A 20,739-nucleotide genomic window follows, 5' to 3' on the forward strand; every position below is an offset into this window, starting at 1 on the left:
CGGGGCACCCGGGGGACGGTCAGGCGGCGCGTACAGCGGTGGCGATGGCGCGGCCGATGGCGGCGGCGGTGGTGGCGGGGTCGGTGACCAGGTGCACGGTGACCCCCTCCAGCGGATCCGGGTCCTCGGCTCCGTGCTGGTGCGGTGCCAGCCACAGCACCGCGCACCCGGCCGCGCGCAGGGCGTCGACGCGGCGCTGGGCGTTGTCGCGTTCGCGGCCGGAGTAGAAGCCGTCGGAGATGATGACCAGCAGACGGGTCGCGCCGGGCCGGGCCAGATCGAGGGCACCGTCGAGGGCATTCACAGCGGTATCGATCACGTGCTGGTAGTCCGGGCAGTCGAAGTCGGTGACCTGGCGCGGGGCGGTGCCGGGGTAGGTGATCGGTTTGACCGAGGCCCCGAAGGTGACGGTCGCGGTGTCGGCGGGCATGGCGGCCAGCTCGGCGGCGTGGGCGATGATCCACGCGGCCGAGGCCACCGGGGCGGCGTAGTCGCCCATCGAACTCGACACGTCGCAGGCGATCCCGACGCGCAACGGCGGCACGTCCACGGTCTTGCGGGTGGTGCGGGTGAACGGCTCGGCGGTCGGGATCGCCCCGGCGGCGCGCTGCGCCTCGCGTGCCAGCGCGCCACGCATCCGCAACCGGCCCGGCGGCAGCGCCGAAGTCGTTCTCACCGTGACCCGTTCGCGGGTGGCGGCGTTGTCGAGAGCGCGGGCCAGCACCCGCGCGGCGGTGCGCTCGTCCGGGCGCGGCGAGCGGGTCCTGCGGCGGCTCGCGGTGCGGCCCCGGCTCGATGCGTCACCGAACACTCTGCGCGCCTGCGCTTTCGCCGCCTTCGCCGCGTGTTCGGCGGCCTCGCGTGCGGCGGCGGCGACCTCGGCCGGGTCGGGGTCGGCCGGGGAGGCGGCCGCAGCGTCGCCGACGTTGGTCACCGTGGCCTCGATCGCGGCTCCCAGCACCGAGCCCGGGTCGGGGTCGATGTGGGGCTCGGGGCCGATGAGGTCGAACCATTGCTGGCCGAGTTCGAGCATGGCGGCGGTGTCGGTGTCGGCGACGGTGTGGGCCTCGCGCCAGATGGCGCGCAGCTTGGCGAGGGTGTCGGTGCCGAGGATGGCCTCGATCGCGGTGGCGGCGGGCGCGCACTCGCCCGGCTCGAGGATGCCGCCGTCTTGGCGTGCCAGGATGAGGGCGGCGTTGCGGGCAGCGTGGTAGGGGGTGGCCGGTATCGCGGCGGCGGCGAGTGCGCCGCCGTTGTCCCCGATCACGATCTCGGTGGTGCAGGCGCGCAACCAGTGCCGGTCATCAGGGCGGCGGCTGATGTGGGCGGCCTCGATCCGGGACTCTTCGAGCAGGTAGGCGGCCTCGACCACCTGTGGGTGCGCCACCAGTGGCGGCTTCCACAGCGAATGTGCGGCGTGGGCGCACTCGTGGACCAGCGCGCCCCACACCGCCGGGTAGCGGTTGCGGTCGCTGTTGCGTTCGGGGTGCGCGTCGGCCGGGTCGATCGGCAGGCGGGTGCCGTCGATCTCGATCACCGCGCGGCTCGGGACGAACACCGCCGGGTTCCCGAACGCCGCGCCGGGGGCGATGGACACGGTCAGGTCGTCACGGTCGGCGATCGGCGCGGCCTCGACAGTCATCGCGGCCGACAGGCTCGCCCATCCGCCGGTCACCGGGACCGACGCCGGGGCGGGCGCGACAGGGGCAGCGGGGGCGGTGGTAGCGGTCGGGGCGGGTGCGGCGGTGCCGGTGCCCGGGGCGGCGGGGGCAGCAGGGGCGGCGGGTGGGGTGGTGATCACGTGGCCGGTCATGGCGGCGGGTGCCTTTCGGTGTGGGGCGGGCGGGTCAGAGGCGGGGGCCGAGGGCGAGGGGGGTGTGGCTGCGGCCGGATACGGTTTTCACCACGGCGGCCACCACGTCGCGGTCCTCTTCCGGCGCGGCTCCTACGAGGTTGGCGAAGGCGGTGCCGTGATCGGTGGCGGCGGCGATCTTGGCGAATGCGAGCAGCTCGCGCAGCTGCGGTGCCCACCCGACCTCGCCCTTGTCCTGGCGGGCGGCCAGCTCGCGGGCGACCTTCACCGCGCGCCGGTCGACCCCGAGCTGGGTGGCGAGGTCGTAGTCGCTGCCCACGGCCACCTGGAAGGCGAACCGGGAGGCCAGTGCATCGGACAGGACCGCCCCGTGCACGCCGGGGTTGTGCCCGGCCACCACGAAGAACCCGGGCTCGGCTTTGACCACCTCGCCGCCGTGGGCTTTGATCACGATCTCGCGGCGGCCGTCCATCGCCGGGTACACCACCGAGAGCACGGTCGGCGGGATGAGGGTCGCGTCGTCGATGAACAGCACCCGGCCCTCGCGCATGGCCCGGACCAGCGGCCCGTGCACGAAAACGAAGGTGCCGTCGGGGTTCTGGGTGTACTCGCCCACCAGATCGGCGACCGTGGTGTCCCCGTCGCCCTGCACGGTCAGCAGGTCGCCGTAGGCGGCCTCGATGAGCGAGGTCTTGCCCGTTCCGGGCGGCCCGTACAGCAGCACCGGCACCTCGGCCGTGCGCATGGTTTGCAGCACCTCGACATCGGCGCGCCCGGCCAGCTTGCGCAGGTGGTAGTCCTGCCCGTTCGGACGGGCCACCGTGTTGCCGGTGCGGACCGGGGCCGCCGGGGTGGCAGGCGCGGCCGGGGTGGTGGTCTTCTTCCGGCGGCGGGCCGGTTTCGCCGCCGCGCCGGGGGCCGAGGCCGCCGGGGCGGGCGGCGTCGCGGGAGCCGGGGTGGTGGCGGCCGGTGCGGCGGCGGTGGCGGTGGCAGCGGTGGCGCGGTAGCGGCGGGGGGCGGCCGAGGTGCGCTCGGCGTGCCCGGCGGCGGTCAGCGCCTCGAGGGCGTTACCGACCGCCCCGGAGGACCGGCCCAGCCCGGTGGCGATTTCGCGGGGGGACTGTACGCGGCCCGGGTCGGCGGCCAGCGCAGCGGCGACCATGCGCCGCAATTCCCCGTTCGGCAGACGACCGGCGGCCGGTGCGGCGGTGGCGGTGGCGGGTGTGGTGGGCATGGCAACTCCTGGAAAATCGGCTCCGAATTCCCGCGCCTATTCGGCACAGGTGCGGCGGGGCCGCCATTCGGATTTTTGCGAATTCCCCGGCGAATTCCGGGAACGGCTCGACGCTAGCTCGACCTCGAACAGCCTCACAACCCCGAAAATGCGCGAATTTCCCGGAATTCTTCCGGACAACAGCGAGTCGCGCTGCGCAACCCGAACCAGGAGCACGCACGCCGATGCCTGCGCACGATCACAGGCCACCCAGGGCAAAAAGCGAAGAAAACACATGAAAACGAGAACGAGAACAAGAACAGAGAGGAACGGGCGAACGGAAAAGCAGGACATAGAGTATGGAGAGCAGCACAGATCGGCAGCCAAGCCCCGGCGACGCATGTCTACACTGCTTTGTGTGTAGACAATCCCGGGTGGCATCCACACGGGAAAATGCACCTCTACCTGCGTATATGCCGCCGCAGAGTGGGGGCATTTGATCGCCCCGCGTATTTCTGCACGTATTTCCCCATGCATCTCGCCACGTATCGGACGGAAAGATTTCACGGCAACTCGCAAAATGCGTCGCCCAGAAACTCGAATCGGCTAAAACCGATATTCCACGAAGGGATTCTTCGTCAGAAGACGATGAAGGAGTGCCGACTGCGGGCGAATTACCGCCCCGAATTCAGCTGGCCCCACAGAATATACTACCCGCCATTTCGTATCCCGGGGTGTGCGGTTCAGTTTCTGCCCGGCCTATCCGGGGTCGAGGTGGAATGGGCTCGGTTTTCTCCTCGGCGGAGGCGTTCGAGGAGTTCTCGGGTTTCCCGGCTCGGGGTTTCGCCGATCTCGCGGAGTTTTCGGGTCATGAGTGTGTAGGTGCGGGCGAGGGCGGCGTATTCGCCGAGGCGTGCGTGCTGGCGCAGGATGTCGCGCCAGACGGTCTCGTTGTAGGGGTCGGTGTCGGCGGTCGTCTCGAGCAGTCCGAGGGTGGCGCGGGGGTCGTCCTCGGCGTCGTGGGTGGCCAGCCAGTCCAGGGCGTTGTGGGCGTCGCGGCGGGCGGATTCGCGCAGTGGTTCGACCCAGGAGCCGGTGAGGTCCTCGGCCAGGTCGCTGGTGGCGATGGCGGTGATGGTCCGGCACGCGGCACTGCGGTCGGTGTCGGTGCCCGCGCGGCGGCGCGCGGCGACAGCGGCGAGGAACTGCCAGTAGTCGACACTCACCGCGGTGCCCGACAGGCGGCAGTGCAGCCGGTCATCGCTCAACACCGCCGTGAGCTGACCGCCGGTGGCGGTCGTGATCGAGGCACGCAGCCGCGAGAGGGCATTGCTCAGCGCGGCCGAGCGCTGCGGGGAGTGCGCGCCCCAGATCAGATCAATCACCCGGGATCGGCTCAGCCCCTCCGGATGCAATGCCAGCAAGGCCACGATCTCGCGGCTGCGCGGCTGCAACTGGCCCGTGACCTCCACCGGTTCACTCGACTCGGGCGCGGCCCAGAACACCCTCGTCGCCCCGAACACGAAAACCGACAGGACGGGCGAGCCGACTCCAGCTGGAACGGGGTCCGGGCGGGCCTCCGGCGCCGCAGCGAGGCCGCCCTCGCCAGGCTGGCCGGCGACCTCGGCTTCGCCCGCGAGGACATCCTCGGGGCCGGGCGGGTCCGCGCTGGGCACCGGTGCTTCCACGACCACGGGCTCCGGCGCGGGCGGGCGCGGTGGCGGCGGGGCGATCGAATAGATCGTCGGCTCGGTGTCGTCACGGCGGCGCCGCTGGTCGTGGCGGGGCGCGAGCGGCGGCGCGGAGCGGGGCGGGCGGTGGGCCGCACGCAGCTGCAGCTGAACGGCGGTGGCGATGCACCGAGCGGACGGGAGCAGCTGCGAGGACCGCCGGGTACGGCGGCCTGTCAGTAGCGCTCGGGAACCGGCGCGGGTGACGGGCAGAGTCCCCACGACCGGGACACCGAGGGCGGTGGCGTAGTCGCGGGTGCCGCCGATGAGCACGACGCCCCGGGGGCAGCCGTAGGGGGTGAGGGCACGGATGCGCGCGAGGGCGGGCCCGGGGTCGACGTGCTCGGCGCGCACGACGAACAGGCACCCGTCGGCGGCCTCGATGACCGGGTGCGAGCCCGGCTCGGGCACACCGCAGTCGGCGAGCACACTCGCCCCGAGACCCCGCCAGTCCACCGCCGGATCGGTGAGCAGTTCCGCGGCCGGGACGGCTCGCACGGGGTCGCGGCCCGGCGGGGCGGCCAGCACCGCCTCACCCCCGGGCAGGAACTGCACGTGCTCGGCCAGCAGCTCCGGGGTGACGTTCTGACCGGGGCCGGTTCGCCGGGCCAGGCTCGCCAGTCCCAGATACGGGTCCGCGCCGACCATCTCGGCGAGCTGACCGCCTGCGGGGTCGGCTTCCACGATCAGCGCGGTCTCCGGGCCGGGCCAGGCGTGGGCGAGCGCGACGGTGGTCGTGGTGGTCCCGGCCCGGGGGCTCAGTCCGGCGACCGCGATCAGCAGGGGCGCCTGCGAGCCCGATCTCATGGCTATCCCCGCTTCTGGAAGTTCGAGATCAGCAGCGCTGGGCCGGTATCGGCGGGGCGGGTGTTGATCAGCTGGAGGTAGTCCACGCGCGTGCGGTCCGGGTGCACCTCGGCAATGTGGACGTTCGCGGTGCCCGGTGCGATCGGATCGATGGCCACGCAGTGCCGGGTACCCGGCGGGATGCTGGCGATGCCCGCGGCGAGAGCGTCGGTGGTGATCCCGGTCTCGGGTGCGAGCAGCGGCATCGCCTTCGAGGCGTCGCGGTCGACGAAATAGGCGGCCTCGAACGCCGCGATTACCCCGGCCAGCGTGGCGGGGTCACCGGCGCGGTCGGTGACCACTTCGCCCGAAAGCCCAGCGCACGGCCCCTGTCCCTGCGCCGGGCTGCTCGGGCTCGGCGGTGCGGCGGTGGACTGGACCTGCTGACCGCCGTCATGGCTGCCGCTCGGCGTGACCACCAGGACCCCGGCCAGTACGGCGATCACCGCCCCCAGAACAGCCCAGGCCCCGCGCGGCAACCGATACCGGCCGATGACCCGCCATCGGGACAACCCGCCGGTGACGGCTGTTCCCGAAGCGTCGGCATCGCGCAACGGAGCGAACCAGACCTCCTGCGACGCGGACGATCGAGCGGGCCCATCGACAGCGGGGCCGGAGCCGTCACCGGCGACAACCTGGAGCTCCGGTCGGGCCCGGGGCAGGTCGACCCACACATCGGCGTCGTCATCGGATGGATCGTCGGGATACCTCGTCATTCATCTCGCCTCCTCGGGAAGCGTTGCCGCATAGGTTGATCGACCGCGCCTGCCCGCACCCCGGGGAAGTAGGGTGCGGGCAAGGTTTCCCCCCGGAGAGGGAGTCAAAGGCGGCTCGCGGGCTCGCCGGGCTCGCGCTCGTCGATCGGCCGGCTGGGCCGGGAAGGCCGGTCGCCGATGTCCTCACCGAGGCGGGCGAGGACATCGCGAGTGGCAGAGGCCGCGGTGGCGCGGTGGTCGTCGTGATACTCCCGCCAGTCCACCTGAGTGCCACGTTGGCGGTAGGCGATCAGCGCACGCCGCCCCGCCTGGGCAGGCACGATGACGTCGTCACTGCCGTGATAGAGGTGCAGCGGCACATGCGGCTTGGTGTGAGCGAGAGTCTCGAGCGCCAGCACCCGCCGCCACCAGTGGTCGTTCCACGGGTCCGGGCGACGGCACCAGTAGGCCAGCGGTTGCGGGAACCGCGCCAGCAGCTCGGCCGCGGTGAGGTGCTGAGCCGCCTCGGCGGCGGCCATCCCGTCCTCGGTAAGCACGTGACGCAGCGACAGCGTGCTGTAGGCGCGGGAGAGCCCCACGAGGGCGGCCAGCCCGAGCCCGGCGCTTACGCCCCGGCTGAAGGCCGGTGCCAGTGCCGCCAGGTCGGAGACCACTGCTCCGGCTGCGATGCCGCGCATGTCGAGTTCCGGCGCGTACCAGGGGTGCAGTTCCCCTGCGGCGGCGACTGCGCGCCCGCCGTCGGCGTAGCCCCACGCGACGAATGGCGCGACCGCCGCGCCCAGGTTGGCGTCGCGGTAGATGGCGCGGGCGAGATCGAGCACGACCCGCCCACCGGCCCGTGCGGCGAGGAACGGGTGCGGTCCCCGGCCGGTGACGCCGAGTCCTTCACCGTCGGGTATCGCCACCACCCAGCCGCGCGCCAAGGCCGCTTCGATGGCGGTGATGTCGGGTTCGGTGCCGACCGCCAGCATCTGCGAGGGCGCGCATACTCCGCCGAGTCCGCGAAAGCCGGGGCAGTAGACCAGGATCGCGGTCCGTCCGGGGTCGGCGACCGCCTCGGGCAGCAGCACGATGCCCGAGGCGGCGAAGGTCTCTGAGCGCGAGGTGGTGCTGGTGTAGATGACCTGCCAGGCTCCGGCGGCGTCAGTGAGTTGGGGTACGAAGACCGGGCGGGTGCGCACCATCGTGCCGGGTTGGTAGCCGTCGAGTTCGGGCGGATCGTAGAAGTCGTCGTTGTTCATGGGTGGCTCCCGGCGAGGTCGTGGGCGAGGGCGATGAGCCAGGCGACGCCGCTGGCGAGTTGCCCGGCGGCGGCGTAGCCGGTGTGGCGGGCGATGGCGTCGGAGTAGCGCAGCCAGACCGCCGGATTGCCGACGTCGGCGTTGTCGGCGAGCAGCTGCCCCCAGGCGCCGGAGAGCTGTCCGGCCAGCTTCGGCAGCTGCACTACCGGATCTGCGCCCACCAGGGCGGTGATCTGAGCCCACCGAACCGAGGCCGCGGCGACCTCCTCCGTGCCCGGAGGCGGGGTGCTGGAATCGGCGGCCGCGGTGAGCCGCGCCGCCAGGCTCGCCTGCGGGGCGTAGTCCACTCCGGCCGGTCCCAGGGTGAAGTCCTGGTTCACCACAGTGGTCCAGGCATCGCCCAGCACGCCGGAGAACACGGCCTGGAGCGAGCCCAGCGCGGTGAGCGGGTCGCGTAGATCGGCCTGGGCGGCGACTCCGGCGGCCAGGCGCAGCAGCGCGGCGTGATCGGGTGCCGAGCAGCTCGGGTCACCCTCGGTGCAGATGTCGGCGACCCGGCCGGTCAGCGCCCCGTAGTCCGAGCCGCCCGCGGCGAGCCCGCCGCCGGAGGCCGGAGCGGTGGTGATCTGCACCGCCGCGACCCCCACCCCGGCGGTGCCGGGGGCCGGGTCGGGGCTCACCTGCCCGGGACGCCCCGGGAAGGTCGCCGTCCCGGGAGCGCGATCCGGGTCCGCGTAGAGCGCGACCCCGGCGATCCGCTCGGGCGCGACCGGGCCTTCCCCGGCACCGACAGCGCGGGCGAACTGCGAGACAATCTGCGCGCCTTGGGAATACCCGACCGCGGCGAGGGCGGTGGACGGGCAGGCGGCGGTAACCTCGGCGGCAGCGGCTCCGAGGCCGGCCAACCCGATGGCGACCGACTCGGCATAGGGGACCGGGCCGCCGCCGGTGCCCAGCGCGCCGCCGAACCCGGCGGGGTAGGCGATGTAGATGCGCTGCACCAGATCCGGGACGGCGGCCACTACCGGGGCGAGCAGTGCGCCGAGCATCCCGGTGTCGGCGGTGGGCGATGCCTGCGGGGAGGACTGGCCGGTGCCTTGGACCCCGAGGACCCACAGCGCCGGGCAGCTCACCCCGCTCGGTGGCGGCTGCGCCGACCCCGAGCCGGGTGCGCACAGCACGCTCGCGCTGGCCGCCAGCACCGTGGCGGTGAGCAATCGGATCCGGCTCACGGCTGCCCTACCCCCGCACCGGCCCCGAAGCCCGCGCCCACCGTGCCACCGGCCAGTGCGCCGACGACGGCGGCGGGTACCCCGGCCACGATCGCGCCCGCGACAGCCCCGGCCGCCGCGCCCAGCGCGGTCCCGGCCACCCCGGAGGTGATGGTGCCGATGACCGGCACGGTCACCACCGTGCCCAGTGCGGCACCGGCGATGCCGCCGATCGTGCCTCCGGCCAGCCCGCCCGCGACCGCGCCCGCCGCTGCTGCCGGGGCACCGGCCAGCGCGCCGCCGATCGCGCCACCGGCACCGGCTCCGGCGATCGTGGCACCGGCGACCCGGTCCGAGCGCCCGGCCGGGAGCCCGACCGAGTCCAGGAAGGTCGCGGCCTGGGCCTCGGCGTTGGCGGCGGTGGTGTTGATCGTGTCGCGGATCTCCGGGGGCAGCCACTCCGGGGACGGGGTCTGCCAGTTGCCGACCCGGATGGTGTCCGGCGGGGGCTCGATCGGCGCGACCGGCGGCACCGGCTCCGGGGAATGCAGCTCGACCACCTGCACCGACGGTGCGGGAGCAGGCGAGGGCGCCGGGCGCGGGGCTGGGCCGTTGCGGACCACGGGCGGCTGCTCGGGGTAGACCACCGCGGGCTCCGGCGGCGGCGGCGGAGGCGGGGCGGGAGCGGTGGTGCCGGGCTGGGCCGGGGCGGTCACCCCGGGCTGATCGGCGATCGGGTCCAGCGTCGCCGCGCTCGCCAGCGGACCGGTCAGCATCAGCGCCACCGGTACCGCGCCGAGCACCAGCAGCCGGCCGCCTCGCAGCGGACGCGCGCCGTGCTCGCCGCGGCCGGTGGCTGGCCGGTAGCCGCGCCCCGGGAGCGCGGAGGCGGGCACGAATTGTTTCCCGTTTTCGGGCATGACAAATAACCCCTCGGACGAAGAAGGAAAGAGAAGAACAGAGTCAGCGATGCGCGAGAGTGCGCACGCCGAATTCGGGGTCGCCCGGCTGCCCGACCACAACCGAGCGACCCACCGCAGAATTCCTCGGATCAGCGCGAGATCGCGCCGCCGATCAGAGGAACGACAGCACCAGGCCGATCACCTGGGAGCCCGCCGCCAGCACATTCGAGACCGCCGACGCGGCGACGTCGATCAGCGACAGAATTCCGTACAGATCCACAGTTCGTTCCTTCCGGAGCAGTTTCAGTTGCTCCACCATCACAACCCCGGCATAGGCTCGAACGCTAGAACAACAAGGGGCACAGAAATGGCCGTCCATTTCTATACCCCAAGGGTCACCGATCCTGAGCAGCGACGATGACGAAAAGGGGTCACGATTTGGACGGTCGAGTCGCCGAGATTTAGCGGCCGGGCGGCACCCGGGAGCCGCGCTGGCAGTCCGCAGCCTCCCAAACACCCCCAGGCGGGGTGCCATTGCCGCCGATCTCAGCCTCTGGTAATAATGGCCGGTTGAGCGTAGGGCGCTCGATGAGACTTCCGGGTTTCCCCGAGATGGAAGGCGAAAGGGGCGAACATGACCGGGACTTCCCGAACCACACCCGATTCTCGGTGTGCCAAGCGACCGGGTTATCACCGCAACAAGGTAGAGGTGGAGGTGCCGAATATCGGCCGCTGGATGCGTCAGCTCCGAATTCATTACGGGTGGACGCGCCTACACGCCGCCCAGCGCCTGCATATGAGCGACGCCACCGTCAAACGGATAGAAATCCGCCAGCTCGAAGTCACGGCGGAGGCTCTGGAGAGCATCGTGGTGGGCTTCGACCTCGACCGGGCGCAGGAGCGGTTCACTCGCGAGCTCGCCCAGGCGCCGGTACCCCTGGCACCACTGGCGGAGTTGCGTGAGCGGGCCGCCGCGCCGGAGTGGCGAACCAGCTTCGCTCACCTGGACGACAGCGGGGTGGCGTGCGCGTTCATCGACCCGCTGTGGAACGTGGTAGCGGCCAACGACCGCTTCGCCGAGGCGTTTCCCGGCCTCGGCGATTTCGACGACAACCTGGCGTTGTGGCACTTCCACCCCGGCAAGAAGGACTCGCCCTCGGTCCGGGCCCTGGTTCATCGAGACGACGAGTCCGCGCATTTCACCAAGGCGCTGCGAGCGGCACTGGGACGTCACCGCGCCGATCCCCGTGCCCACGAGCTGCTGCGTCAGCTGCGCGCTTCGGCCGATTTCAGTGCCCGCTGGAAGAGCACCATCACCGTCGCCTACGGCCGGGGCCCCGGCAATCCGGTCCATCTGCGCGACCAGCGCACCGGCGAGCGCTACACGCTGAGCATCCAGCTCGGCAAGGCCATGTGCGAGGACAACGTCCAGTTCTGCACCGCCCTGCGCGACCCCTACACCGGCCCGTCGTCGGCCTGAGCCGCCGCGCCCTCGCCGAGATCGTTGACGCGCCCGCGCCGCGCTGATGCCGTTACGCCACACCAGGTTCGCTGGCGCAGGTCTGCGTAAGCTCGCGGGCATGGGTGGAGTACGGGGTATCAGGGACAATGCTGTCGCGGCGCTGCGGGGGCGGCGGAATTCACCGAAGTTCTTCGCCGAGTCGGTGGTCGCGATCACCGGTGCCGGAGCCGGGATCGGCAGGGCTCTGGCCCTGGAGCTGAGTCGCCGCGGTGCCCGGCTCTCATTGGCCGATATCGATTGCCAGGCGGTCGAGGACACCCGCGCCTTGTGCACGGGGCCTCACGCACCGACGGTGTCGGTCTTCGATGTCGGGGACCGCGCGCAGGTGCAGGCTTACGCCACCGGCACCGTCGAGCACTTCGGCCGCATCGACGCGGTGATCAACAGCGCCGGTGTGCTGCACGTCGGCTCGGTCGCCGACTCACCGCTCACCGATTTCGACGCCGTGCTGCGCACCAACTTCTTCGGCACCGTGCAGGTCACCAAAGCCTTCCTGGCCCAGTTGCTGAGCCAGGGCACCCCGGGCAGGATCGTGACCTTCTCCTCCGCACTCGGGTTGGTCGCCGCGGCCGGCCACGGTCCCTACACCTCGGCCAAGTTCGCCATCCGCGGCTTCACCGAGGCCCTGGGCGCCGACCTGGCAGGCACCGGAATCGCGGCGGTCGGGGTGTACCCCGGAGGCATCCGCACCTCGATCGCCCGCGCCGCGCTGCTCGCTCCCGGCATCGACCGCGAGGCGACGGTGTCGCGTTTTGAAGGCCACGTGGCCCGCACCGACCCCGATCAGGCCGCCCGCATCATCCTGACCGGAGTCGAACGCGGGTCCGCACGGGTGCTGGTGGGAGCCGATGCCCAATTGGCCGAGATCACAGCACGTCTCGCTGGTGCACGCTACGAGCGGCTCATTAAGCTCGCCGGAAAGCTGTCTTGATCAACAGCGTGCCGGACCGAGGGTAGGCCGCTGATCGAACTCTCCGGGGGGAGGGCCTATGGCCGCGAAATGGCTGCTCATCGAAACGTTCGGGGGACGGCACGAGCCCACGGTGATCGCGCTCGGGCACACCCCCAAGAAGTTCGTTCCGTTGGGCAACATCGTCCGCCACCACGTCACCCTGGCCGAGACCCGGCGAGCGATCACCGAACTGACCATCGAGCAGAGCACGATAGACCGGATCTCCGAGGACGGGTCACGCCGCACCATCGCTGTGCCCCTCACGATATCGGCGCCCCGGTTGCACGGGCTCATGGTCTGGTGCGGCCGTCCAGACGAGGAGGTGCCAGCGCGAGATCTCGCCGGGGCTTGGCTGTTCGACCTCACCGAGGACACCAGCCTGCGCAGCGACGACCTCCTCACCGTCTACGGCATCCCGGCCGACCAGCACGCCGAACAGCGCCAGCAATCGATCGCCGGGGTCTACTCCGCCCCCTTGGTCTCCAACCACCGCGACGAGGGCACCGCCCTGGCCCGCATCGTGCGCGCCGAGGACGGCCAGGAAACCCAATCGCTGTGGACCCTGACCCGCCCCGACGGCCAGCAACGCGCCCTGCACTACTCGTGCCGCCAGATGACCAAACCCGGCCCCGACGGCACTCCGCATCACCTGATACGCGGCATCACCCACGACATCGGCCCCGCCACCGACAACCCCACCGCCCCCTCCTCGGACACCCTTGACCACCGCGTCATGGACCGCATCGCCGCCGACGGCAAGCACCACGCCATCGTCAACCCCGCCACCCTGCGGCTGCTGCGCTGGATCGGCCCGCCACTGCCCCGCCTCGCCTGGCAAGCGCTCCCCGGGCAACCTGCCCCCGCCATACACCCCGACGACATCCCCACCGCCCGAGCCGTCCTCGACGGCTCGCCGCACGGCCAGATCCGGATGCGCGCCCTCGACGGCTCCTGGCTCACCCTCGACATCAGCGCGAAACCGATCGACCTCGACCGCTCCACCACAGCCGCCCTGGTCACACTGCGCCCCACCACCGGCCCCGGCAATCCAGCATCGCCCGCCTGATCGCGGGCCGCTCCGCGCTCCGGAACGGCCCCTCGGTCTCGCCGTGTGCGCACCCGGCTGTGATGGCGCGTCAGGCTTTCCACGATCTGCAATATGGCGGTCGCAATATTGCAGACTGCGGTCCGGGTGACTAAAGTCGGCGGCAAACGCTTCCGCTTCCCGCAAGCGGAGTCCTGTCGGCATCGAATGTCATGCCGCTTGAAGCGTCCCCGGAACACCTCACCTGAATGCTAGTTCTACGTGGGGGGTTCTTCGACGTCGAAAGCGAACCCATGACTCCGTCCCCTTCAACCCCTGCAGACGACCCGATGCCGGACCTCTACCGGTGGCTCACCCTGGTCCGCAAACGCCTCGACCTCTCCCAGGAACCCGCTGCCCACGCCGCCGGGATCAGCTCCTCCTACCTGCGCCACATCGAGCGACAACAGATGCGGCCGACACGCAAAGTCCTTGAAGTTCTCATGGCGGTCTACCAGCTCGACCCGCCCCAGAAGCGCCACACCCAGCAGCTGTGGGAGCCCTCCGCCGAGCTGCTGCCCGCCCAGGAACTCCGCCGCCACCTCGACACCCCCGCGATCCGAGAGCACCTCAATCGGCTCGGCCTCCGGCATGTACCCACGGCGTACCTCGACCCGCTGGCCACCGTGCTGCACGGCAACCCCTCATTCCGCCTCGCCTTCCCCGATCTCGGGGAGGCGGACGACAACCTCCCGCTCTGGCTCTTCTCCCCCACCGGCCGGCGAGTCGTCGCGAACTGGGAATACGAAGCTCGCGAATGCGTCACAGCGATGCGCGCGGCACTCGGGCGATACCGCGACACACCGCAAGCGCGACGACTCCTGGAACACCTGCTGACCGACAACGACTTCGAACGGCTCTGGCAGTCCACCCGCCTGGAAGTCAGCTACAGCCGCCACGCCACGACCACGCTGCGTCCCCTCTACCCCGACAGCACCGCGCCGATGCCGCTCAGTTTCCAGATCACCGAGGTCGCCGATCGTGACGACATCCTCGTCGCGACCGGCATCTACGACCGCGTCCCTTTCGGGATTACCGCCTGACCGGAGGCGTCCTCTCGCCATATCGCCAACCTGGGCAATGCAGGCGCCCCTTCGGTCGGACCGGTACGGACAGCGGCCGGTCAGCAGCGAAACTCACGCCGGGCGACCATGCCCTCTGGGGTGATGACGTCGGCGATCAGCGTGACAGCGTTGTCGATCCCGGCGAGGTGATCGGGGCTGGGGGCGATCACGGTGCTCGCGCCCCGCTCGCGCAGAGTGGTCAGCACCAAGGTGGTGGGCATGTAGGTCCCGGGCTCAAGGACCAGGACCGTCTGCAGTTCGACGTCGAGTCCGCGGGCCAGTGTCGTGATCGTCGCCTCGGCACCCGCACGGTCGCTGCTGACCGTCGTGTAGATGACTCCTATTGCCCTGGTGCTCATCGGGTTTGGCTCCTCTCCTTAACTTCGAGTTCGTCGCAACCATGCGGGATGGTCAGGCACCCACGGCGAACGGTCGGTGCTGTCCGGGCCAGTGGGCAACCGATTCGGGGGATCGCCCTGGGCCCCCTACAGCGCGATGTTGCCGGGGCTACAGAACAGCGGCAGGTAGCCCCCGCCGGGCACGTTTTTCCACGCCAGATACACCCAGATGAGCACGGCACTGCCCACACACCCCGCCACCGTTACGCCTACGGTGCGCCCCCGCCCGGGTGTCGCGGTTCGCGCGGCGATCTTGTGGACAAACAGCCACCACACAGTGGCAAGGGTGGTCATCGCGGGCATATGCGCGCAGAAGATGTAGGCCGCCGCGATCAGGCCGCGAGCTAGCACGCAGGCGGCCCAGGATTGAGCCAGCAGCGATCCACCGGTGCAGGCCGTCGCCACACCCGCCAGCACGGAGACCAGCGCCGAGGTCGAGGTGATGCGAGCCCGGGGCCGGGTGATGTCGGCCCTGCGGGTGGCCCTTCGGTGGTCTCGGAGATGCGGGTAGTCACCGGCCTCGAGCCGGTGAGGGCGGTGTCTGCGTCGTCCGGGTCGGCGGGCCGGGGTGCGATGGCGCGGGGAATCCCAGGTCATCATCCGGGCCCCGCCCCACAACAGCAGGCACACCACGAACACGGTGGTCAGGAAGGTGGTCATCGCGGGACCGCTGCCGGAGCGGGAGCGCACCGCGCTCGTCTCCTCGCCAGCGGGGCGGGCGAGCCGGTGTTCATCGGTGCACCTGCGGTATCCGTCCCACGCCCGCGTAGAGCGAGACTCGCGAGTCGAGGCGGTCCGCCAGCGACGCGACGCCCTCGCCGCGGGGCTGTTCCTCGCCGTTGCCGGGCAGCCAGCGGTGCGCGGGCACGATCCCGGGGTCGAGGAGGTCGAGACCGGTGAAGAACGGCGCGACCTCGTCACGAGTACGCAGGTGGACGTCGATGCCGTGCTCGCGGTAGATCTTCACGACCGCAGCGGTACCGGCCTCGTCGAAATCCCCGGTCGCATGCGACAGCCCCAGACACGAGCCCGGGGGGAGCCCCTGCCGCAGAGCGGCCACGATCTCATAAGCCCGCTCGTCTCCGACGAAGTGCAGCACGGCCATCAACGACACCCCTACCGGCCTGGTCAGGTCCAGGGTGTCGGTCAGCGCGGGAGCGGTCAGGATCGAGGCGGAGTCGGTGAGGTCGGCGTCGACGTAGGCGACGCGCCCCTCCGGGGTGCCTACGAGCAGGGCGCGGGCGTGGGCACCCACGATCGGATCGTTGTCGACGTAGACCACCCGCGCGGCCGGAGTCACCTCCTGGACGATCTGGTGCAGGTGCGGCTCGTGCGGGATGCCGCAGCCGACATCGAGGACCTGATCGATCCCGGCCAGGGCGAGGTGGCGAGCGTAGCGGGCCAGAAAGGCGCGGTTCTCCCGCGCGGCGGTCCTGACGTGGGGGAAGGCGGCGATGACCTGCTCGGCGGCGAGCTTGTCGAGGTCGTAGTGGTCCTTGCCGCCCAGGAAGTAGTTGGACACCCGTGCGGTGTGAGCACGGTTGATACCGAGATCAGGTGGACTGTCCACCGAACCGGAGCTCCTATCCATACCTGAGGTCAGTCTCACGAGCCTGGCCTGGGTCCGGTCGGGGCCGCCCACGCCGGTTGCGGGTAGATCGAGGGCTCCCGTTGCGGTGCGAGGTCTATCGGCTGGGCTGCGGCCAGTACTGTGCGGGCGGCTTCCTTGGCCGGGCAATCGATCACGCTGCAGCGTTGGTGGCGCTGCATCAGCTCGAATGCCTCGTCAACGGTCAGCTGGTGGACCGGGGCGGCGTGGAACGCCGTGGCGGAGACCGGCTCGCGGGCGCGGCGTGGCCACCACAGCAGCCCGGCCAACCCCACGACAGGAGCCGCGATCAGCACCGCGAGCGCGGCCTGCGCGGCGCTCACCGAGCCACCGCCGCCGCGTCCGAGGGCGGGTTCAGCCGCACCGGGATGGCGTTGTGGCCGTTGACGATGAGGCTCGGGCGCCGGGCGAGTGCGGCGGGCTCGCCCGTGGAGGTCATCTGGGGGAACCTCGCGAGCAGGGCCGGCAAGGCGATCTCGGCTTCAAGCCGGGCCAGGGGCTCGCCGAGGCAGTAGTGCGGGCCGTGCCCGAAGGCCAGGTGCGCTTTGTTCTCCCGCCCGGGGTCGAACAGCTCGCCGTCGATGTGGACGCCGGGGTCGCGGCCGACAGCGGCGAGGGAGGCCAGGATGATCTCGCCGCGGCTGATCGTGACCTCGCCGAGGTCGATGTCGGTGGTGGCGAACCGGAAGGGCATGTGGATCAGGGGCGGGTTCAACCGGAGGGTCTCTTCGATGACCTCCGGCCAGTCGTGCTGGCCCATGAACAGGTCGATCCGCAGCTGCGGGTCGGCCAGGACCGCCACGATCGCCTGGTCGAGCAGATGAGCGGTGGTCTCATAGCCCGCGGTCACCAACAGCAGCAGCGTGTCGCCGAGCTCCTGCTCGCTGAGCCGGTCACCGTCGTCGGCGCGGGCGGCGATCAGCGCGGTCGCGACGTCGTCGCCGGGATGGGCGCGTTTGTGCGCGAGGGTCTCGGCCAGCACCGCGTACAGCGAGGCGAAATTGGCGGCTGCCTGCTCCGGGGTGAGCGTGGTGTCGAGAATTGCTGCGGTGTGCTCGCACAGGCGCCGGGCGCGCTCGGCGGCCACGCCGAGCAGCTCGCAGATCACCCGGCTGGGGACCTCGTCGGCGAACTGCGCGCGCAGATCCACGCTCACACCGACCGGGGCCGCCGCGAGCTCATCGAGCAGCTCGGCGACGATCGCGGTGATCCGGGGCCGCAGCTCCTCGATCCGTCGGCGGGTGAATGCCGCCGATACCAAGGTCCGCAACCGCCGGTGCTCGGCCCCGTACGCGGTCAGCATGCTGGACACCGCCACCCACGGATACATCACCCACCCCCGAGTGGCCTCGGAATCGAAATCCGGCCAGTGCCTGCGAGCGTCTTTGGAGACCCGGGGATCGGTCATCACCTGCTTGAGCAGCTCACCGTCGGTGATCGCCCACGCCCGCACGCCGCCGGGCAGCACGACGCGCGCCGCTGAACCGGTAGCGCGCAGTTGTGCGAGTTCGGCGGCGAAATCGACTCCGGTCAAGACCAGTTCGGTCACGAGGTGGCTCCTTCGTTGTCGTTCGGCCTGAGCGGGGGCATCGCCAGCTCGCCGATGTCGGCGGCGGGGAACTGGACCTGGAGTTGGGCTAGGGCGCGGTGGAAGGGGCCGGGCCGCCAGATCGGGGTGTGGCCCGGCGCGAGTTCCAGCTCGGGCAGGGCGTCGAGCAGCTGCTCGATCGCGCGGGCGACGATCACTCCCGCGACGGCCTGTGCGGGGCAGGCGTGCGGTCCGGCACCCCAGGACAGATGCGCCCGATTACCCCACCCATCGGCATTCTGGGCACCGGCGGCGGGGTCGCTGTTGGCGGCGGCCATGCTGATCACCACCGGCTGATCAGCGGGCAGCCACACCCCGCCCAGCTGGCGGGGCTGACGCGGATAGGAGATGCAGAAGTTCGGCAACGGGGTGTCCTTGGCGAGCACCTCCTCGATCGCGTCACGGATCGAGAGCCCGCCGCCCACCAGCCCGGCCGCGAAACGCTCATCGCTGAGCATCATCAGCACCGTGTTCGTGATGAGATTGCAGGTCGGTTCGGTTCCCGGCCCCAGCAGCAGCGCGGTCTGATCGACCACCTCCGCATCGCTCAGCCCGGCCGGGTGCTCGACCAGCCGCGACATCATGTCCAGGCCGGGCCGGGCGCGTTTGCCCTGGGCGACTGAGTACAGCGCCGCCCCGAACCGTGCCCCGGCCTGCCCGTCGCCGTCGAGCATGCGGGCCATCTCCAGCCACACCTGCTCGGCCACCTCGGGTTCTATGCCCAGCAGCTCGCACATCACCCGCACCGTCAGCGGGAAGGCATACTCGGCCCGGATCTCGGCGCTACCCCGCTGGCAGAACCGGTGGATCAGCTTCTCGGCGGCCCGGTCCACCGCCCGCTCCACCGCGTACAGGTCCACTCCCGCCAGCGACGCGGTGATCGCCTCCCGCAGCCGAGCATGGGTGGTGCCCGCGGTTCGTAAGGCGTTCTGGCGCGGGGCCAGCACCGGATACACCTCGCTGTCGCGGCGCGCGGTCTGCTCCCACCGCGAGGGGTCCGCAGGGAAACGCTCCGGATCGTGCAAGACCGCAAGGGCCTCCCGATATCCGACTACCAAGTTCGCCGGTACGTCCGGAGCCAGCCAGACCGGAACCACCGGTCCGAGCCGCTCTCGCATGTGCTGGTAAGCGCTGTGCGGATCGGCAGCGAACTCCTCCGAGAACAATTCGACTCGCAGGGCGCCGGCATCGTCGGGCTCACCGACAGCTACGGGGCGATAGGGGGACGGAACAGGAGATGCAGTATCGAGGTCACCTCGAACGGGACAGGACGAGCGCGGACTGGCCGGGACGGTATTCAATGCGGAGAATCCCCAATGTCGGAATCGGGCCGGGAATCGGCCGAGCGCGGAAACGACGGCGAGCAGTGCACCGGTAGTTGCTGGCCCCCAGCACTCGACCGCCATTCGGATCCGTTGCGACTACCTTCACGAATCACGCTCTGCCACAACAATGTCACCGGCCAGACATTGCTCTGACTTATCTCTGACATCGCGCGCTGAACCATCCCGGCGGCTCGACCGCAGCTTATGGTGGGTCCACCACCGATCGGGAGGATTCCGGATGGCTGCGAGTTCACACCGCACCGTGCTCGAAACCCTGGTCCACCAGCCCGACAAACGCATCGGCTCCCGCAGCGTCGGCGAGTGGTGTGCCTTCTTCAACCACATCGCCCGCACACAGCGCGAGTCCGTCACGCTGAGCGAGCGCCAGCTTCACCGCTGGATGGCAGGCACCACCCGCGATGCCCGCCCGGCAGCTCGCCGCGTCGCCGAGATCGTCTGGCAGCTCGATTTCGACACCCTCGTCTCCGCGCCGACCGAGGCCGAGACTGCACCGGCGCTATCCTCGGTGGAGCACCTCAACCGGGAGATTGCCATGTCCACCGAAGACACCGCTCGCTGGATCAAGAGTGGCGGTGGAGGCGTCGACAGCACCGTGCTCGACCAGCTCCACGCCGACGTGCGCCGCTTCGCTGCCGACCACCTCACCAAGTCCCCGCTGGAGCTGATTCCCGACCTCACTCGGGCCCGGCGCGAGATCTTCGACCTGCTCGACCGCCGCCAACGCCCCCGTTACCTGCCCGACCTCTATCTGATCGCCGGTCAGATATGCGCCCTCCTGGCCCACGCCTGCGCCGATCTCGGCCGCACCTACGACGCGGAAACCCACGCCCGCACAGCCTGGTTCGCCGCCGACTACGCCGAGAACAACCAGCTACGCGCCTACGTGCGCTGGGTACAGGCCAACATCGCCTACTGGGCTGGCGACTACCAGCGCGCTGCGGACTACGCCGACATAGGGCTCGCCGACGAAGACGATCCCTCGACGGTCCTGCGGCTCGCCAGCCAGCTCGCCCGCTCCCGAGCAGCGCATTCCGACAATCGCGCCGCACTACGAGCACTCGATACCGCGATGAGCGCGATCGACCACGTCGAGCCAACCTCCCCCTCCAGCCGGGGTGTGATGTGGTTCGAACCCGGCAAAGCCCTCTACTACGCCGCCGAAACCCACCTCGCCATCGGCGGACGCCACCACAACGAACTCGCGCTGTCTCTCGCCGACTCCGCGCTCGCGACCTTCACACCCGCCAGCCCCGCGGAGTTCTCCGCGGCAGCCGAACTCGACGCCGCGCGAGCACTCCTGGCGATGGGCGACCTCGACGGAGCCGCCGGCCGACTCAGCCGGGTACTCGCCCTGCCGGTCGAACTCCGCACGACCCCGATCATCCAACGGGTCCGATCCACCGCTGCTCAGGTGGCATCGCTAGCGCAGAACTCGCGCAGCACCCACGATCTACCCGAGCGAATCAAGCTCTTCACCACCTACACCGCAGCCCACAGCTAGGAG

General features: G+C 70.8%; 18 protein-coding genes. 5 read left to right on the forward strand and 13 right to left on the reverse strand.

Translation table 11 applies throughout. The annotated features are described in order from the left end of the window. Positions 1-19: 19 nt before the first annotated feature. The 7 genes from ACFO0B_RS06485 to ACFO0B_RS06515 form a co-directional block, all read right to left on the reverse strand. Positions 20-1,813 (reverse strand): VWA domain-containing protein, encoded by a 1,794-nt coding sequence (locus ACFO0B_RS06485; RefSeq protein WP_378611390.1) that lies wholly within the window; start codon positions 1,811-1,813, stop codon positions 20-22. A 34-nt stretch (positions 1,814-1,847) separates the two neighbouring features. Beyond that, on the reverse strand, positions 1,848-3,047 hold the full coding sequence (locus tag ACFO0B_RS06490) for an AAA family ATPase (RefSeq protein WP_378611391.1): 1,200 nt from the start codon (positions 3,045-3,047) through the stop codon (positions 1,848-1,850). A 722-nt stretch (positions 3,048-3,769) separates the two neighbouring features. Continuing rightward, on the reverse strand, positions 3,770-5,563 hold the full coding sequence (locus tag ACFO0B_RS06495; RefSeq protein WP_378611392.1) for a BTAD domain-containing putative transcriptional regulator: 1,794 nt from the start codon (positions 5,561-5,563) through the stop codon (positions 3,770-3,772). 2 nt (positions 5,564-5,565) lie between these two features. Next, entirely contained in the window at positions 5,566-6,048 is a 483-nt protein-coding gene (locus tag ACFO0B_RS06500) for a hypothetical protein (RefSeq protein ID WP_378611393.1), read from the reverse strand. A 374-nt stretch (positions 6,049-6,422) separates the two neighbouring features. Next, the gene (locus ACFO0B_RS06505; protein WP_378611394.1) at positions 6,423-7,559 is read right to left on the reverse strand and encodes a lipase family protein; all 1,137 of its coding nucleotides are present in this window, start codon (positions 7,557-7,559) and stop codon (positions 6,423-6,425) included. Further along, complete coding sequence (locus ACFO0B_RS06510; RefSeq protein ID WP_378611395.1) at positions 7,556-8,791, reverse strand: cutinase family protein; 1,236 nt, start codon at positions 8,789-8,791, stop codon at positions 7,556-7,558. Before ACFO0B_RS06510 ends, ACFO0B_RS06505 begins: the two co-directional genes overlap by 4 nt. After that, complete coding sequence (locus tag ACFO0B_RS06515) at positions 8,788-9,690, reverse strand: hypothetical protein (RefSeq protein ID WP_378611396.1); 903 nt, start codon at positions 9,688-9,690, stop codon at positions 8,788-8,790. Before ACFO0B_RS06515 ends, ACFO0B_RS06510 begins: the two co-directional genes overlap by 4 nt. Positions 9,691-10,408: 718 nt before the next feature. On the opposite strand from ACFO0B_RS06515, the gene ACFO0B_RS06520 reads away from it, so the two are divergent. The 4 genes from ACFO0B_RS06520 (at position 10,409) to ACFO0B_RS06535 (ending at position 14,273) form a co-directional block, all read left to right on the forward strand. After that, positions 10,409-11,152, forward strand: a complete 744-nt coding sequence (locus ACFO0B_RS06520) for an MmyB family transcriptional regulator (RefSeq protein WP_378611607.1) — start codon at positions 10,409-10,411, stop codon at positions 11,150-11,152. Between the two features lie 184 nt (positions 11,153-11,336). After that, on the forward strand, positions 11,337-12,125 hold the full coding sequence (locus ACFO0B_RS06525) for an SDR family NAD(P)-dependent oxidoreductase (RefSeq protein ID WP_378611397.1): 789 nt from the start codon (positions 11,337-11,339) through the stop codon (positions 12,123-12,125). A 58-nt stretch (positions 12,126-12,183) separates the two neighbouring features. After that, entirely contained in the window at positions 12,184-13,212 is a 1,029-nt protein-coding gene (locus ACFO0B_RS06530) for a GAF domain-containing protein (protein ID WP_378611398.1), read from the forward strand. A gap of 308 nt (positions 13,213-13,520) precedes the next feature. Continuing rightward, positions 13,521-14,273 (forward strand): MmyB family transcriptional regulator, encoded by a 753-nt coding sequence (locus ACFO0B_RS06535; RefSeq protein WP_378611399.1) that lies wholly within the window; start codon positions 13,521-13,523, stop codon positions 14,271-14,273. Between the two features lie 80 nt (positions 14,274-14,353). Here ACFO0B_RS06535 and ACFO0B_RS06540 read toward each other — a convergent pair whose 3' ends face one another. From ACFO0B_RS06540 to ACFO0B_RS06565, 6 genes are all read right to left on the reverse strand, one after another. Beyond that, positions 14,354-14,653, reverse strand: coding sequence for a hypothetical protein (locus tag ACFO0B_RS06540; RefSeq protein WP_378611400.1), 300 nt, complete (start codon positions 14,651-14,653; stop codon positions 14,354-14,356). Between the two features lie 126 nt (positions 14,654-14,779). Further along, entirely contained in the window at positions 14,780-15,352 is a 573-nt protein-coding gene (locus ACFO0B_RS06545) for a hypothetical protein (RefSeq protein WP_378611401.1), read from the reverse strand. Positions 15,353-15,422: 70 nt separating this feature from the next. Continuing rightward, on the reverse strand, positions 15,423-16,283 hold the full coding sequence (locus ACFO0B_RS06550; protein WP_378611608.1) for an SAM-dependent methyltransferase: 861 nt from the start codon (positions 16,281-16,283) through the stop codon (positions 15,423-15,425). A 14-nt stretch (positions 16,284-16,297) separates the two neighbouring features. Beyond that, on the reverse strand, positions 16,298-16,624 hold the full coding sequence (locus ACFO0B_RS06555) for a hypothetical protein (RefSeq protein ID WP_378611402.1): 327 nt from the start codon (positions 16,622-16,624) through the stop codon (positions 16,298-16,300). Next, the gene (locus ACFO0B_RS06560) at positions 16,621-17,850 is read right to left on the reverse strand and encodes a cytochrome P450 family protein (protein ID WP_378611403.1); all 1,230 of its coding nucleotides are present in this window, start codon (positions 17,848-17,850) and stop codon (positions 16,621-16,623) included. The genes ACFO0B_RS06555 and ACFO0B_RS06560 overlap by 4 nt, the downstream gene beginning before the upstream one ends. Further along, positions 17,847-19,055, reverse strand: a complete 1,209-nt coding sequence (locus ACFO0B_RS06565) for a cytochrome P450 (protein WP_378611404.1) — start codon at positions 19,053-19,055, stop codon at positions 17,847-17,849. Before ACFO0B_RS06565 ends, ACFO0B_RS06560 begins: the two co-directional genes overlap by 4 nt. Positions 19,056-19,452: 397 nt before the next feature. On the opposite strand from ACFO0B_RS06565, the gene ACFO0B_RS06570 reads away from it, so the two are divergent. Continuing rightward, complete coding sequence (locus ACFO0B_RS06570) at positions 19,453-20,736, forward strand: hypothetical protein (protein ID WP_378611405.1); 1,284 nt, start codon at positions 19,453-19,455, stop codon at positions 20,734-20,736. The last annotated feature ends 3 nt before the right edge of the window (positions 20,737-20,739 follow it).

It is taken from the genome of Nocardia jiangsuensis, assembly GCF_042650385.1.
In the GTDB taxonomy this organism is placed as follows: domain Bacteria; phylum Actinomycetota; class Actinomycetes; order Mycobacteriales; family Mycobacteriaceae; genus Nocardia; species Nocardia jiangsuensis.